Source organism: Pseudaquabacterium terrae, from assembly GCF_013266755.1.
In the GTDB taxonomy this organism is placed as follows: Bacteria; Pseudomonadota; Gammaproteobacteria; order Burkholderiales; family Burkholderiaceae_C; genus Pseudaquabacterium; species Pseudaquabacterium terrae.
Map to the genome: position 1 here is coordinate 492,217 of NZ_JABRWJ010000003.1, position 15,006 is coordinate 507,222.

Annotated in this window: 14 protein-coding genes; 13 read left to right on the forward strand and 1 reads right to left on the reverse strand. The window is 71.1% G+C overall.

The window, feature by feature from the left end:
• Positions 1-2 precede the first annotated feature (2 nt).
• The 9 genes from HLB44_RS11295 (at position 3) to HLB44_RS11335 (ending at position 10,485) form a co-directional block, all read left to right on the forward strand.
• Positions 3-887, forward strand: a complete 885-nt coding sequence (locus tag HLB44_RS11295; protein WP_173122673.1) for a UPF0280 family protein — start codon at positions 3-5, stop codon at positions 885-887.
• Complete coding sequence (locus HLB44_RS11300) at positions 884-1,525, forward strand: amino acid synthesis family protein (RefSeq protein ID WP_173122674.1); 642 nt, start codon at positions 884-886, stop codon at positions 1,523-1,525. Before HLB44_RS11295 ends, HLB44_RS11300 begins: the two co-directional genes overlap by 4 nt.
• A 17-nt stretch (positions 1,526-1,542) precedes the next feature.
• Positions 1,543-2,127, forward strand: a complete 585-nt coding sequence (locus HLB44_RS11305) for an amino acid synthesis family protein (RefSeq protein ID WP_173122675.1) — start codon at positions 1,543-1,545, stop codon at positions 2,125-2,127.
• Complete coding sequence (locus tag HLB44_RS11310) at positions 2,127-4,007, forward strand: ABC transporter permease (RefSeq protein ID WP_173122676.1); 1,881 nt, start codon at positions 2,127-2,129, stop codon at positions 4,005-4,007. Before HLB44_RS11305 ends, HLB44_RS11310 begins: the two co-directional genes overlap by 1 nt.
• 73 nt (positions 4,008-4,080) lie before the next feature.
• Entirely contained in the window at positions 4,081-4,866 is a 786-nt protein-coding gene (locus HLB44_RS11315) for an ABC transporter ATP-binding protein (protein ID WP_173122677.1), read from the forward strand.
• Positions 4,863-5,594, forward strand: coding sequence for an ABC transporter ATP-binding protein (locus HLB44_RS11320; RefSeq protein ID WP_173122678.1), 732 nt, complete (start codon positions 4,863-4,865; stop codon positions 5,592-5,594). The genes HLB44_RS11315 and HLB44_RS11320 overlap by 4 nt, the downstream gene beginning before the upstream one ends.
• Complete coding sequence (locus tag HLB44_RS11325; protein ID WP_173122679.1) at positions 5,595-6,068, forward strand: (2Fe-2S)-binding protein; 474 nt, start codon at positions 5,595-5,597, stop codon at positions 6,066-6,068. It abuts the gene before it with no gap.
• Positions 6,065-9,691, forward strand: coding sequence for a molybdopterin cofactor-binding domain-containing protein (locus HLB44_RS11330; RefSeq protein ID WP_173122680.1), 3,627 nt, complete (start codon positions 6,065-6,067; stop codon positions 9,689-9,691). Before HLB44_RS11325 ends, HLB44_RS11330 begins: the two co-directional genes overlap by 4 nt.
• Positions 9,692-9,786: 95 nt before the next feature.
• A complete protein-coding gene (locus HLB44_RS11335) occupies positions 9,787-10,485 on the forward strand; it encodes a PEP-CTERM sorting domain-containing protein (RefSeq protein WP_173122681.1) in 699 nt (232 codons plus the stop codon).
• 46 nt (positions 10,486-10,531) lie between these two features.
• Here the strand turns inward: HLB44_RS11335 and HLB44_RS11340 are convergent, their stop codons facing one another.
• Complete coding sequence (locus HLB44_RS11340; protein WP_173122682.1) at positions 10,532-11,428, reverse strand: NAD(P)-dependent oxidoreductase; 897 nt, start codon at positions 11,426-11,428, stop codon at positions 10,532-10,534.
• A 125-nt stretch (positions 11,429-11,553) separates the two neighbouring features.
• On the opposite strand from HLB44_RS11340, the gene HLB44_RS11345 reads away from it, so the two are divergent.
• The 4 genes from HLB44_RS11345 to HLB44_RS11360 are packed head-to-tail and all read left to right on the forward strand — an operon-like array spanning position 11,554 to position 14,996.
• Positions 11,554-12,198, forward strand: coding sequence for a DUF3348 family protein (locus tag HLB44_RS11345; RefSeq protein WP_173122683.1), 645 nt, complete (start codon positions 11,554-11,556; stop codon positions 12,196-12,198).
• Positions 12,195-13,820 carry a hypothetical protein gene (locus HLB44_RS11350; protein ID WP_173122684.1) on the forward strand — a complete coding sequence of 542 codons (1,626 nt, stop codon included), beginning with the start codon at positions 12,195-12,197 and terminating at the stop codon, positions 13,818-13,820. The genes HLB44_RS11345 and HLB44_RS11350 overlap by 4 nt, the downstream gene beginning before the upstream one ends.
• The gene (locus HLB44_RS11355) at positions 13,817-14,464 is read left to right on the forward strand and encodes an OmpA family protein (protein ID WP_217283638.1); all 648 of its coding nucleotides are present in this window, start codon (positions 13,817-13,819) and stop codon (positions 14,462-14,464) included. Before HLB44_RS11350 ends, HLB44_RS11355 begins: the two co-directional genes overlap by 4 nt.
• Positions 14,439-14,996 carry a DUF2894 domain-containing protein gene (locus tag HLB44_RS11360; protein WP_173122686.1) on the forward strand — a complete coding sequence of 186 codons (558 nt, stop codon included), beginning with the start codon at positions 14,439-14,441 and terminating at the stop codon, positions 14,994-14,996. The genes HLB44_RS11355 and HLB44_RS11360 overlap by 26 nt, the downstream gene beginning before the upstream one ends.
• Positions 14,997-15,006: the final 10 nt, after the last annotated feature.

Consider the following 15,006-nt stretch of genomic DNA (forward strand, 5'->3'; position numbering starts at 1 on the left):
CGATGGCCGCGACCCGCCATTCGCTTCCCCACGAGCGCCAGCACTTCCAGCACGGCCCGATCGACGTGATCATCGGCGCCGACGGCGACGCCGCCGCGGTGCAGGCCGCGCACGACGCGGCCTGGCAACGCTTCGAGACCATCCTCGGCGAGCTGGTCGCCGAGCTGCCGCTGCTGCGCCGGCCGCTGCGCGGCCCCTGCCCCTTGCGCGGCGGCATCGCGCAGCGCATGTGGCTGGCCTGCCGGCCGCACCACGCCGAATTCATCACGCCGATGGCGGCGGTGGCCGGGGCGGTCGCGCAGGAGCTGATCGGCTTCTACCACCAGCCCGGCATCCGCCGCGCGTGGGTCAACAACGGCGGCGACATCGCGCTGCACCTGGCGCCCGGCGAATCATTGCGCGTGGGTCTCTTCGCCGACCTGGCGCGGCTCGATGCCCGCCAGTTGCAGCACGGCCTGGCGCTCGACGGCCGCTTCACGATCGGCGCGGCGATGCCGGTGCGCGGCATCGCCACCAGCGGCTGGCGCGGCCGCAGCTTCTCGCTCGGCATCGCCGACAGCGTGACCGTGCTCGCACGCAGCGCGGCCGACGCCGATGCCGCGGCAACGATGATCGCCAATGCGGTCAACGTCGACGACCCGCTGATTCAGCGCGCCCCCGCCAACTCGCTGAAAGACGACAGCGACCTGGGCGACATCCCCGTCACCGTCGACGTGCCGCCGCTGCCGCATGCCCGCGTGCTCGAAGCGCTGCGCGCCGGCGCCCATCGCGCCCGCTGCCTGCAGTCGCGCGGGCTGGTCTGGTCGGCCGCGCTGGTCTGCCAGGGCCGGCTGTCGCGCGTCGATGCCATCGAAACCGAAGCGGCCCTGGCCGAGATCCACCCATGATCCAGATCCGACGCGTCCTGACGCATGTCGAGGACATCCACCACGAGTTCGGCCCGCCGGCGACCCGGCCGCTCAAGCGCGGCGCGATCGCCGCGGTGCTCACGAACCCCTTCGCTGGCCGCTACGAGCCGCAGATCCTGCCGATGATGGAGGCCCTGCAGCCGGTGGGGATCGACATGGCCCAGCGCCTGCTCGCCGCGATGGCCGTGCCGGCCGAGCACATCGAGGGTTATGGCAAGGGCGCGATCGTCGGCGCCGCCGGCGAGCTCGAGCATGGTGCGCTGTGGCATGTGCCGGGCGGTTATGCGATGCGCGAGCTGCTGGGCTGGAAGGGCGACGCCAATGCCTATGCCCAGGGCAAGGCAGACAGCAAGACCGGCCAACCCGCCAACGCGCTGGCCATCGTGCCATCGACGAAGAAGGTCGGCCCACCGGGCGCCGCGCTCGACGTGCCGCTGACCCACATCAACGCCAGCTACGTGCGCAGCCATTTCGACGCCATCGAGGTCCGCGTGCCCGGCGCACCGGCGGCCGACGAGATCGTCTTCATCCTCGTGATGAGCGCCGGCGCGCGCGTGCACAGCCGCGTCGGCGGCCTGAAGGCGAGCGAGATCGCGTTATGGAACGGACTGCGCTGAGCGCCGAGGACACCCGAATGACTGCCAACATCCGCAAGCTGATCGTGCAGGTCGACGAGACCCGCATCGAGATGGGCCGGCCCATCGACCCGCCGACCAGACGTGCCGTCGCGATCGCGGTGATCGCCAATCCGTATGCCGGCCGTTATGCCGAGAACCTCGACGAGCTGATCGCCATCGGCGAAGAGCTCGGCGGCCTGCTCGGCGACAAGTGCGTGCAGGCGCTGGGCATCACGCCCGCGCAGGCGCAGAGTTATGGCAAGGCAGCCATCGTCGGCGAGGCCGGCGAGCTCGAGCACGCCGCCGCGATCCTGCACCCGAAGCTCGGCGCGCCTCTGCGCAAGGCCGTCGAGAAAGGCGCGGCGCTGGTGCCCTCGGCGAAGAAGCTCGGCACGCTCGGCACCGCGATCGACGTACCGCTCGGCCACAAGGATGCGGCCTTCGTGCGCAGCCATTTCGACGCGATCGAAGCGCGGGTCGCCGATGCGCCGCGGGCCAACGAGATCGTCGTCGCCGTCGCGGTGACCGCCAGCGGCCGGCCGCTGGCGCGCATCGGCGGGCTGGAGGTCTCGGAGATCAAGGGCGAGGACGGTCTGCGCTGATGGATCTCTCCGGCTTCGTCGTCCAGCTGCTCAACGGCCTGGCCGGCGCTTCATCGCTGTTCCTCGTCGCCGCGGGCTTGTCGCTGATCTTCGGCGTGACGCGCATCGTCAATTTCGCGCACGGCTCGTTCTACATGCTCGGCATCTACGTGGCGTACGCGCTGGCCGAGCGCTTTGGCGCCTGGGGCTTCTGGCCGGCGCTGCTGCTGGCGGCGCTGGCAGTCGGCGCGCTCGGCGCGCTGGTCGAGGTGCTGCTGCTGCGCCGCATCTACCGCGCGCCCGAACTGTTCCAGCTGCTGGCCACCTTCGCGCTGGTGCTGGTGATCAAGGACGCGGCACTGTGGCTGTGGGGACCTGAAGACCTGCTCGGGCCGCGCGCACCGGGCTTCAGCGGCTCGGTCGAGATCCTCGGGCGCCGCTTCCCGAGCTACGACCTGCTGCTGATTGCGGTCGGCCCGATCGTCCTCGGCCTGCTGTGGCTGCTGCTGACGCGCACGCGATTCGGCACGCTGGTGCGCGCCGCGACGCAGGACCGCGAGATGGTCAGCGCGCTCGGCGTCAACCAGGCGTGGCTGTTCACGGGCGTCTTCACGCTCGGCGCGCTGCTCGCGGGCTTGGGCGGTGCGCTGCAATTGCCGCGCGAGCCCGCAAACCTCGGGCTGGACCTGGTGACGATCGGCAACGCCTTCGTCGTGGTCGTCGTCGGCGGCATGGGCTCGATCCCCGGCGCCTATGTCGCCGCGCTGCTGATCGCCGAGATCAACGCGATGTGCGTGGGCTTGGGCACCGTCGACATCTTCGGCATCCCGTTCGCGTTCTCGAAACTCACGCTGGTGGCCGAGTTCCTCGTGATGGCCGTCGTGCTCGTCGTCCGCCCCTGGGGTCTGATGGGCAAACCGCAGGCACCGAGCCGCCATGCCGGGCCGGTCGAAGCGCCGCTGCAGCCGGCCAATGGCCTGCTGAAGATCGCCGGCGCGGTGCTGCTGGCCGCGCTGGTGCTGCTGCCGCTCGTGACCAGCGGCTCGCCCTACCTCACGGTGCTGGCGATCGACCTGCTGACGGCCGCGCTGTTCGCCGCCAGCCTGCACTTCATCATGGGGCCCGCGGGCATGCATTCCTTCGGCCATGCCGCGTATTTCGGCCTCGGCGCTTATGGTGCGGCGATGCTGGTGCGCTCGCTGTCGCTGCCGATGGAAGTCGCGCTGCTGGCCGCGCCGCTGGCGGCAGCCGCCGGCGCGCTGCTGTTCGGCTGGTTCTGCGTGCGGCTGTCGGGCGTCTACCTCGCGATGCTGACCTTGGCGTTCGCGCAGATCGTCTGGTCGGTCGTCTTCCAGTGGGACGAGGTCACCGGCGGCAGCAACGGCCTGACCGGCGTCTGGCCGGCCGAGTGGCTGGCCGACAAGCGCATGTACTACGGCCTGACGCTCGCCTTGGTCGTTATCGCCGTGCTGCTGCTGCGCCGCATGCTGTTCGCCCCCTTCGGCTACGCGATGCGTGCCGCGCGCGACTCGGTGCTGCGCAGCGACGCGATCGGCATCGACGTCAAGCGCGTGCAATGGGTCGCCTTCGTCATCGCCGGCCTCTTCGCCGGCCTGGCCGGCGCGCTGTTCGCGTTCTCCAAGGGCAGCATCTCGCCGGACAGCCTGGGCGTCGCGCGCTCGGTCGACGGCCTGGTGATGGTGCTGCTCGGCGGCTTGCAGACGCTGTCCGGCCCGCTGGTCGGCGCGGTCACCTTCACCTGGCTGCAGGACACCGTCGCGCGCAACACCGACTACTGGCGTGCACTGCTCGGCGGCATCGTGCTGCTGCTGGTGCTGGTATTCCCGATGGGCCTGGCCGGCTTCGTCAAGCAGCGCCTGCAGCGCGCGGAAGAAACCTGATGAGCGCCGCGCGGCCGTTCCGGAGGCGCTCGCTCCCCCTCGGGGGGACGGGCCGCAGGCCCAAGGGGGCGTCATGAGCGTGCTGCTGCAAGTGCAAGGGCTCACCAAGAGCTTCGGCGGCAACCGCGCCGTCGACGACGTCGGCTTCGAATTGAAGGCCGGCGAGCTGCTGGCGCTGATCGGCCCGAACGGCGCCGGCAAGTCGACGACCTTCAACATGGTCAACGGCCAACTCCGTGCCGATGCCGGCTCGATCCGGCTCGAGGGCCAGGAGCTCACCGGCCTGGCGCCGCGGCGCATCTGGCGCCTGGGCGTCGGCCGCACCTTCCAGATCGCCGAGACCTTCGGCTCGATGACAGTGATCCAGAACGTGCAGCTCGCGCTGCTGTCGGCCGACCGCAAGGTCTTCTCGTTCTGGCGGTCTGCGGCAGACCATCGGCGCGACGACGCCCTCGCGCTGCTGGCGCAGGTCGGCATGGTCCCCCAGGCCGATCGGCCGTGCAGCGTGCTGGCCTATGGCGACATCAAGCGCGTGGAGCTGGCGATCGCGCTGGCGAACCAGCCGAAACTGCTGCTGATGGACGAGCCGACCGCCGGCATGGCGCCGAAGGAGCGCAACGAGCTGATGGCGCTGACCAAACAGTTGGTGAAGGACCGTGGCCTCGGCGTGCTGTTCACCGAGCACAGCATGGACGTCGTGTTCGCGTATGCCGACCGCCTGATCGTGCTGGCGCGCGGCAAGCTGATCGCCGAAGGCCCGCCGCTGCTCATCCGCGATCATCCGAAGGTCCAGGAGGTGTACTTCGGCACCGGCAAGACTTTCGAGAAGAAGGCCGTGGCCGAGGAGATCGTGCGATGAACAACGGCCCGCTGCTGCAAGCCAAGGCGCTGAACGCCTGGTACGGCGCCGCGCACATCCTGTTCGACGTCGACCTGGAGGTGCGCCGCGGCGAGGTCGTCGCGCTGATGGGCCGCAATGGTGCCGGCAAGTCGACGACGCTGAAAGCGCTGATGGGCCTGCTCGAGCGCCAGCGCGGCAGCATCCATTTCCTGGGGCGCGACATCACGGGCGCAGAGCCGCACCAGATCGCGCGTCTGGGGCTGGGCTACGTGCCCGAAGACCGCCGCATCTTCAGCGACTTGACCGTCACTGAAAACCTCGAGGTCGGCCGTCAGCCGCCGCGCCACTGGTCCGACGGCAGCGCCGCGCCGTGCTGGACACCGGAGCGCCTGTTCAAGCTCTTCCCCAACTTGGGCGAGATGCCCGACCGCCCCGGCGGCCGCATGAGCGGCGGCGAGCAGCAGATGCTGACGGTCGCGCGCACGCTGATGGGCAACCCCTACCTGGTGCTGCTCGACGAGCCTTCCGAAGGCGTCGCGCCGGTGATCGTCGAGCAGATGGCGCAGATGATCGTCGAGCTGAAGAGCCAGGGCGTCAGCATCCTGCTGTCCGAGCAGAACATGCACTTCGCCGAGCTGGTCTCCGACCGCGCCTACGTGCTGGAGAAGGGCCAGATCCGCTACCAGGCGACGATGGCCGAGCTGGCGCGCAACGAGGACGTGCGCCGCGCTTACCTCAGTGTCTAGATGCTGACGCTCGAAGTGAACGGCCAGGCGCACGCACTGTCCGTGCCAGCGGAAGCATCGCTGCTGCAGGTGCTGCGCAACGACCTGCAGCTCAACGGTCCGAAGTACGGCTGCGGGCTCGGCGAATGCGGCGCCTGCCTGGTGCTGATCGACGGCACGCCGGCGCGCAGCTGCGTGATCCCGGTGGGCGGCGTCGTGGACCGCACCGTCACGACGCTCGAAGGCCTGGCCGCGCGCGCCGGCTTGGCCCAAGGTGCGCTGCATCCGGTGCAGCAGGCCTTCATCGATGCGCAGGCCGCGCAGTGCGGCTACTGCCTGAACGGGATGATCGTCGCGACCGTCGGCCTGCTCGAAGCGAATGCGCGGCCGACGGACACGCAGATCCGCGCCGCGCTGTCGCACAACCTCTGCCGCTGCGGCACGCACCTCGAGATCCTGAACGCCGTGCGCCGCGCTGCGGACTTCGCCACATGAGCCGCCGCGCGGAGTCACCGCGCTGCCGCGCCGACTTCCATGCGGCTGACGGCGTGCTGCTGGTCAGCCGGCCGGTGCCGCCTGCGCCGCCGCCGGCGCCGGGACAGCCGCCGATCGTGCCCGGCGATCCGGCTGAAGGCCCCGAGATTCTCGTCGCCGTCTGGGACGATGGCAGCGTCACCGCGCTGGCCGGTCACGTCGACCTCGGCACGGGGCTGCAGACCGCGCTGGCGCAGCTCGTTGCGGAAGAGCTCGATCTGCCGCTGCAATGCGTCGCGATGCAGTTGGGCCACACCGCGACGACGCCGAACCAAGGCCCCACGATCGCCAGCGCGTCGATCCAGATCCACGCCGCGCCGCTGCGCCAGGCCGCTGCGCAGGCCCGCGCCTGGCTGCTGGCCGCCGCGGCCGAGCGCGGGCAGGCAGCGGAGGCCATCGACCTCGGCGCGCTGCTGCGCGGCCGCCATGTCGAGCTGACCCTCGACCTCACGACGCCGCTGAAACCTGCCGCCGAGCACCGCGTGATCGGCCAGTCGGTACCGCGCCTGGACATCCCGGCCAAGGCGCGCGGCGAGCCGAGCTTCGTGCACGACATGCGCCTGCCCGGCATGCTGCACGGCCGCGTCGTGCGACCGCCGTATGCCGGCGTGGACGCCGGCGATTTCGTCGGCAGCAGCCTGTTGTCCGTCGACGAGACCTCGATCGCCCACCTGCCCGGCATCGTCGCTGTGATCGTGCTCGGCGACTTCATCGGCATCGTCGCCGAACGCGAGGACCAGGCCGAAGCGGCGCAGCAGGCGCTGCTCGTGCACTGGAAGCCCGGCACGCCGCGCGCGCCGCTCGACGACCTGGCCCACGCACTGCGCGAGCACCCGGCCAGCGAGCGGATGCTGGTCGACGAAGGCGACCTCGACGCCGCGCTGGCCGGCGCCACGACGCGGCTGCAGCGCGAGTACGTGTGGCCGTACCAGCTGCACGCGTCGATCGGACCCTCGTGCGCGCTGGCGCACTGGCATGGCGACGGCGCAAGCGGGGCCACCGACAGCCCGCTGCTCGAGGTCTGGGCCGGCACGCAGAACCCGCACGTGCTGCGCGCCGACCTGGCGCGGCTGACGGGCCTCGCCGACCCACAGGTCAGCGTCATCCGCATGGAAGCCGCCGGCTGCTACGGCCGCAACGGCGCCGACGATGTCGCGGCCGATGCCGCCCTGCTGTCACGCGCGGTGAACCAGCCGGTGCGCGTGCAGCTGACGCGCGAGCAGGAGCACCTGTGGGAGCCCAAGGGCGCCGCCCAGCTGATGCAGATCGACGGCGGCCTCGATGCCCAGGGCGCGCCGCTGGCCTACCACTTCCGCACCGCCTACCCGTCCAACGGCGCACCGACGCTGGCACTGCTGCTGACGCGCACGATCGCGCCGAGCACCGATGCCTACCAGATGGGCGACCGCACCGCGCGCCCGCCCTACGCTTACCCGGCGCAGCGCATCGTCGCGCGCGACATGGCGCCGATCCTGCGCGCGTCGTGGCTGCGCGGCGTCTCGGCGCTGCCGAACAGTTTCGCGCACGAGAGCTACGTCGACGAGCTGGCCACCGCCGCCGCACAGGACCCGGTCGCCTATCGCCTGAAATACTTGGCCGATCAGCGCGCCCGCGAGCTGCTGCAGGCCACCGCCGACAAGGCCGGCTGGAAGCCTCACACCGCGCCGCAGCAGCAGGGCGCCAGCGGCGCGTGGCTGCAAGGCCAGGGGGTGGCATACGCGCGCTACGTGCACAGCAAGTGGCCCGGCTTCGGCGCCGCCTGGGCCGCGTGGGTGGCCGATGTCGAGGTGCACCGCGACACCGGCGAAGTCAATGTCAAGCGCATCGTCGTCGGCCACGACGCCGGCATGATGGTCAACCCCGCCGGCGTCACGCACCAGGTGCACGGCAACGTGCTGCAGACGACCAGCCGTGCGTTGAAGGAGCGCGTCGACATCGACCCGCGCACGCAGCTGCCCGCGAGCCGCGAATGGGGCAGCTACCCGATCCTGAACTTCCGCGACGTGCCGGTGATCGACGTGGTGCTGATGCCGCGTCCCGGCGAGCCGCCGCTGGGCGCCGGCGAATCGTCGTCGGTACCCGGTACCGCGGCGATCGCCAACGCGATCTTCGACGCGACAGGCGTGCGCTTCCGCCAGCCGCCGTTCACGCCCGAAGTCGTGCGCGCCGCCTTGCATCCGTTGCCGCCGCCGGCCGCGCCCGAGCAGACCACCGCAGCCACGGCCGGCGCCGCCGCAGTGCCACGCCAGCTGCCCGCGAGCGCACGGCCACCCCGCCGCACCCGCTCGCTGGCCGCCCGCGCCGGCGCGTTCGCTGCCGGTCTGCTGGCCGCCGGCGCGGCACTGCTGGGCTGGCGCCCGGCGATCGCGCCGGTGGTCACGGCCGGCGCACCGAGCTCGATCTACAGCGCCGAGACCATCGAACGCGGCCGCGTGCTTGCAGCGTTAGGCAACTGCGCGACCTGCCACACCGCACCGGGCGGCGTCAGCAATGCCGGCGGCCGCTGGCTCGACACGCCGTTCGGCCGCATCGCCAGCACCAACCTGACGCCCGACCCCGCCACCGGCATCGGCCGCTGGTCGTTCAGCGCATTCCAGCGCGCGATGCGCGAAGGCATCAGCCGCGACGGCCGCCACCTGTACCCGGCGTTTCCGTACACGGCGTTCGCCAAGACCGGTGACGACGACCTGCAGGCGCTGTACGCCTATCTGATGAGCCAGGCGCCGGTGCCGCGGCCGACGCCCACCGCCGAACTCGCCTTCCCGTTCAACCTGCGGCCGCTGATGGCGCTGTGGAATCCGCTCTTCCATGACCCGAAGCCCTACGCGGCCGACCCGGCGCAGACGCCGCTGTGGAACCGCGGCGCTTACCTCGTCAACGGCCTCGGCCACTGCGGCGCCTGCCACACCGAGCGCAATCCGCTGGGCGCCGAAAGGAGCGGCCCGCGCCACTTCCTGGGCGGCGCGATGGTCGAGGGTTGGGAAGCACCCGCGTTGACCGCCCTGTCGCGCGCGCCGGTGCCGTGGCACGAACAAAGCCTCTACGACTACCTGCGCCGCGGCCACAGCGCCGAGCATGGCGTGGCAACCGGCCCGATGGCCCCGGTGATCCGCGAGCTGGACGGGGTTCCGGATCAGGACATCCGCGCCATGGCGCACTACCTCGCGAGCTTCAATCCGACGCCGGGACCGGCGACGCCGACCGCCGCCAGCGTCGTCGCTCGCGCCGCCACGCAGGCCCCCCTGCCCTCCGCCGGCCAGCGCCTGTTCGACCAGGCCTGCGGCGCCTGCCACCACGACGGCGACGGCCCGGCCGTCTTCGGCCTCAACATCCCGCTGAGCCTGAGCACCAAGCTGCACAGCGACCGGCCCGACAACCTGATCCGCCTGATTCGCGAAGGCGTGCGCGACCCGGTGCACCGCGATGTCGGCTACATGGCAGCGTTCGGCACGGCGCTGGACGAGCGGCAGATCACCGAACTGGCCGGGTACATGCGGCGCAGGTTCGCGCCGGAGCGTCCGAGTTGGGGCGGCCTGGCGACCGGCGTGGCGCGCGCCCCGACCACGCACCTCACGCCCCCCTGAGCCTAGGGACACTGCGGTTGGAGATCGGTTGGACGCCACCGGCCCGCGCCTTGCAGACTGCCTCGGACCTTCACCGATCCGAAAGGGAGTCTGCAATGTTCCATCGTCACACCGCCGCGGCCTGCCTGGCCGCGGCCACGCTGAGCCTGGCCGGTGGCGCGCACGCCGCGGCCATCACCTGGACCCTCGGCCCGAGCTTCGGCGGGCCGCTGGGCCACCAGGGCATCCTGACCAACGGCACGCTGGTCGAGGCGACCCACCTGGCGGGCGTCGCCGGCCAGCAGACCGTCATCGATCCCGGCGGCCTGAACCTCACGTTCACCAGCATCGACTCGCCCCACTTCGACCAGTTCTTCATCGACCCGCCCAACAACATCGGCGACGCCGGCTGGGCGCACGTGGTGTCGCGCTTCGAGTGGAGCCTCGGCCTGGACGTCGACGCACCCGGCTTTCTCAGCGGCCTGACGGTGGGCCAGACCTACCAGCTGCAGCTGTTCAGCGGCCGCTCCCATGCCAACCTGGATGCGCGCACGCTCAGTTTCGGCGATGGCGAGGGCCACTGGTCGACGCCGATCGGCATGGCCGCCAACAGCTTCGTCAGCGTGGTCGGCACCTTCGTCGCCGATGCGTCGACGCAGCGCCTGCTTTTCGACGACAACACCAACAGCCCGACGCTCAGCGCCTACGTGCTGCGCGAGGTGGCCCCGGTCTCGCCGGTGCCCGAGCCCGGCAGCTGGGCGCTGGCGTTGGCCGGCCTGGTGGCGATGAGCGTCTGCGTGCGTCGCCGTCCGTAGCGCCCCTGACGGGTCAGCTGATCGTCCATGCCAGCGACCGCAGGGATCAGCGCTTGCCCTGGATCAATCGATCCGCCCACACCTGCCACGCCGCGTCGGCCGGCACGTCGCGGAAAATGCCTTCGCGCGCCTGCGCGGCGACCCAGTCATGCTTCTCGGCGATGGCCGAGGCCATCAGCGGCGCGAAGCCGGCCTCCTGCACGGTGCGCGCCGATTCGCGCATTTCTTCCGCACGGCGCTTGCCGTGCTTCGCCACGCGGCTGAAGAAGTAGGCGCCGGTGCGGGCCCAGTCGATCTGCGGGAAGGTTTCCTGCAGCGTCGGCAGCACGTGGTCTTCGACGCCATAGTGGCGGGCCGTCGCATAACTTTCGATGACCAGTGCCTCCAGGCCCTTGATCATGATGCTGCGGCACATCTTGATCGCCGACGCCACGCCGATCTCGGGTGCCACGGCGCGGGCATTCATGCCCCAGCCGACGAGCGTCTGCGCCAGCGCCTCGGCATGGCCGCCGCCCAGCAGCATCGGCACGGCAATGCCGTGGGGCGGGACCGAGGTCATCACGCCGGCTTCGACATAGCGGCCCCCGGCCGCGTCGACCGCCTGGGCAGCCTGTTGCTTGGTGCCCGGCGAGGCCGAGTTCAGGTCCAGGAAGACCGTGCCCGGCCGGAGATAACGCGCAGCCTCCTCGGCCACCGCCAGCGTATTGGATGCCGTGACGGCCGAGATGATCAGCGCGGATTGTTCACACAGGTCGGCCATGCCCTGCAGCGGCCGCACGCCGTCGGTGTCCGCCTTCGCACGCTCGGTGTCCGCACGCGCGGGGTCCCGGAAGTTGATGTCCCAGGCGCTGACGCCGGCGATGCCCGCCTGGCCTTGCAGGCCCTTGGCGAAGATCTTGCCGACCTCGCCGTAGCCGACGATGCCGAGAGTGACGGTGTTCATGGGGGCTCCTCGTTCAGATGATCAGTGCTCAGATGTCCCATCATGCGCCGCCCATGCCCGGCGGCCGACCGGCGCGGGGGCCGTACTAGAATCCGCCCTTTTTTCGCCTGCGGCCGACGACAGGTATGGCGCCAGGACTGTCACGCACCCACCCTACCGGTTCCACCTTCATTCGCCTGCTGGCCGACCTGGCGTGCGCCGAAACCGGCGACTCGAAGCAGACCTTCGCGGAACGACTGAGCGGCTGGCTGGACTGGACCGACGCGATCGCATTGTCAGCGGCGCTGAACGGCGCGGAGACGCCCGTTGCGGCCGCTGACCGGCCTGGCAAGGGCGCAAAGACGGCCTCGGTCTTCGCGGCGTGCAAGCGCGTGCGGGCGGAGCTGGTCCGCGCGATCACCGCGGAGGGCGCGGATGCCGAGACGACGGCGGACTTGACCGCCAGCCGCCGCTGGTACGTCGGGCATCAGCGGACGATGACGGAGCGCATCGGCGTGCTGCGCGCCGACGTGCGCCAGGCGCTGTCGAATCGCTCCCCCGCGCTCGCTCGGCTCGCGGCACTGGATGCGGTGTTCGACGAGGCCCTGGCTGCGCGCGAACGCCACCTGCTGTCGCAGGTGCCGGCGCTGCTCGAACAGCGCTTCGAACAGCTGCGCTCGGCACCCGACGGCGCGGCCACCTACGGCCGGGACATGCAACGCGTGCTGCTCGCCGAGCTCGACATCCGGCTGCAGCCGATCGAAGGAATGATGGAAGCGCTGGGGCAATGAACAAGAGTCTGGGTATGGCGGCCTTCGTGCTGGGCCTGGCCGCGATCGGTTGGGTCGGGTTCGGCTACCTCGGCGGCTCGCACGCGCTGGCGCTGGCGATGACGGCGCTGATCGCTGCGTTCTACCTGATGGGCGCCGTCGAGCTGCAGCGCTTCCATCGAGCCACGTCGGAACTGGACGCAGCGCTCGCGTCCATCCCGCCGGACCTGCAGCATCTCGGCGACTGGCTCGGCCAGTTGCCCGCCGCGCTGCAGAACGCGGTGCGCCTGCGAATCGAAGGCGAGCGTGCCGGCCTGCCCGCGCCGATGATGACGCCGTACCTGGTCGGCCTGCTGGTGCTGCTGGGCATGCTGGGCACCTTTCTCGGCATGGTGGTGACCCTGGACGGCGCGGTGATGGCGCTGGAGACCACGACCGATCTGCCGACCATCCGCGCCGCGCTGAGTGCACCCGTCAAGGGGCTGGGGCTGGCGTTCGGCACCTCCGTCGCCGGTGTCGCGGCATCGGCGATGCTGGGCCTGATGTCGGCCACCTGCCGGCGCGAGCGGCTGCTGGTGTCGCGCCTGCTCGACACCCGCGTCGCGACCAGCTTGCGCCGCTTCTCGCTGGCGCAGCGGCGCGAGGAAACCTTCGACAGCCTGCAGTCGCAGGCCCGCGTGATCCCCGAAGTGGTCGGCCAGCTGCAGCTGGCGCTGCAATCGATGATGACGCAGCTGGAGCAGCAGAGCCAGGCGCAGCACGATCGGCTGCTCGCCGGCCAGCAGGCGTTCTTCCGTGATGCCCGGACGGTGCACGCGGAGCTCGCGTCGTCGGTCGAGCAGTCGCTGAAGGCGAGCCTGGCCGACACGGCCCGCGCGGCCGGCGCGACGATCGAGCCGATGGCCGAGGCGCTGCTGGCGGGCATCGCGCGCAGTGCGGCGTCGCTGCACGAGCGCACGGCCGACACGGTGCGCATGCAGCTCGACGCGATCTCGGCACGCTTCGACACCACCGTCACCACCGTGCAGGCGGAGCTCGCCGGCCAGATGGGGCAGCTCGCGCAGACCGCATCGGAAGCGCCGCGCGCCGCCGCCGAGATGATGGGCCAGCTGCGCCAGCGGCTCTCCGACAGCCTGGCGCAGGACAACGCCGTGCTCGAAGAGCGCCGCCACCTGATGGAGACGCTGAACGCGCTGCTCGATGCGATCCGGCACGCCGCCGGCGAGCAGCGCGCGGCGATCGACGCGATGGTGGCGTCGTCGGCCGCGGTGCTGCAGCAGGTCAGCGCCAAGGTCAGCGACAGCATCGGCGCGCAATCGGCCGGGCTGGCGGCCGTCGCCGCGCAAGTCACCGGCAGTGCCGTCGAGGTGGCCAGCCTGGGCGAAGCGTTCGGCTTCGGCGTGCAGCAGTTCAGCGCGTCGAGCGATGCGCTGATCACCACGCTGACGCGCATCGAAGGCGCGCTGAACCAGTCGGTGGCGCGCAGTGACGAGCAGCTGGCCTACTACGTGGCGCAGGCGCGGGAAATCATCGACCTCAGCATGCTGTCGCAGAAGCACATCGTCGAAGACCTGCAGCAGCTGGCCGACGGGCAGGCCACGCTCGCCGGCCGACAGGCCGCGCTCGCCAGCGAGGTGGCCTGATGGACGACGCCGACATCGGCATCGAGCAGACCACGCCGGTCTGGGCCGTGTTCGGCGACCTGATGTCCAGCCTGCTCGGAGCCTTCGTGCTGATGCTGGTCTGCGTGATGGGCCTGCAGCTCGAGCTGGCGACCAGCCTCGAGAGCGAGGTCAAGAAGCGCCAGCTCGAGGAGCAGCGGCGCCAGGCGCTGGAAACGGCGCTCGCCGGCCCGCTGGCCAGCGGCCGCGTGACGCTGAACAACGGCCGCATCGGCATCAGCGGCAGCGTGCTGTTCGCCTTGAGCTCGGATCAGTTGCAGCCCGAGGGCCGGCAGCTGCTGAAGAGCCTGGCCGCACCGCTGGCGGCCTACCTCGGCGCCCGTGACGAGCTGCTGATGGTCAGCGGCTTCACCGACGACCGGGCGGTGCGCGACAGCAATCGGCACTTCGCCGACAACTGGGAGCTGTCGGCGCAGCGCGCGTTGACGGTGACCCGGGCCTTGATCGATGAAGGCATTCCGTCGTCATCGATCTTTTCGGCCGCCTTCGGTCCCGAGCAGCCGGTGGCGTCCAACGCCGATGCAGCCGGCCGATCGCGCAACCGGCGCGTCGAGATGGCGCCCGTGCCGAGAACGTCCAATGGCAGCGCCCAGCCCAGGCAGTGATCCCGGCCTGATCCTCGCCGCGCTGCGTGAGCGGGGTGCGCAGCGCTTCGAGCCGGTGCGCTTCCGATTCATCGAGGCGCTGGCGCGGCGCGCCGCGGCCCACGAGGGCGCGGTGAAGCGCGTGCTGGATGAGCGGCTGGCCGCGCTGGTGGCGGCGTACGTCGAGCAGCACGACACGGCCGCGCCCGCGGCCGCGTGCAGCCCGCAGCGACCAGCCCCGTCGTACCGAGGACCGCTGGCCGAGCTCGCCGGTGCCGGCCGCCCCGCCGAGCTGCAAGCCCTGGCGTATTTCCGAAGCACCTGGGCGCGTCTGCGCATCCACCGGCAGCTGCGCCAGTCCCTGGCCAAGGTTCCCGAGAATGCCGGCCCGCTCAATTCGCATCGCCTCGTGCTGCGCGCGCTGCAGGCGATGCGCGAGGTCTCGCCCGCCTACCTCGACCGCTTCATGCCCTACGTCGATGCCTTGCTTTGGCTGGAGCTGGCCGGCAGCGCCCGACCCGAGCCGCCGAAGCGCCCCGGCGCCAGGCGCTGAGGATCTGAGG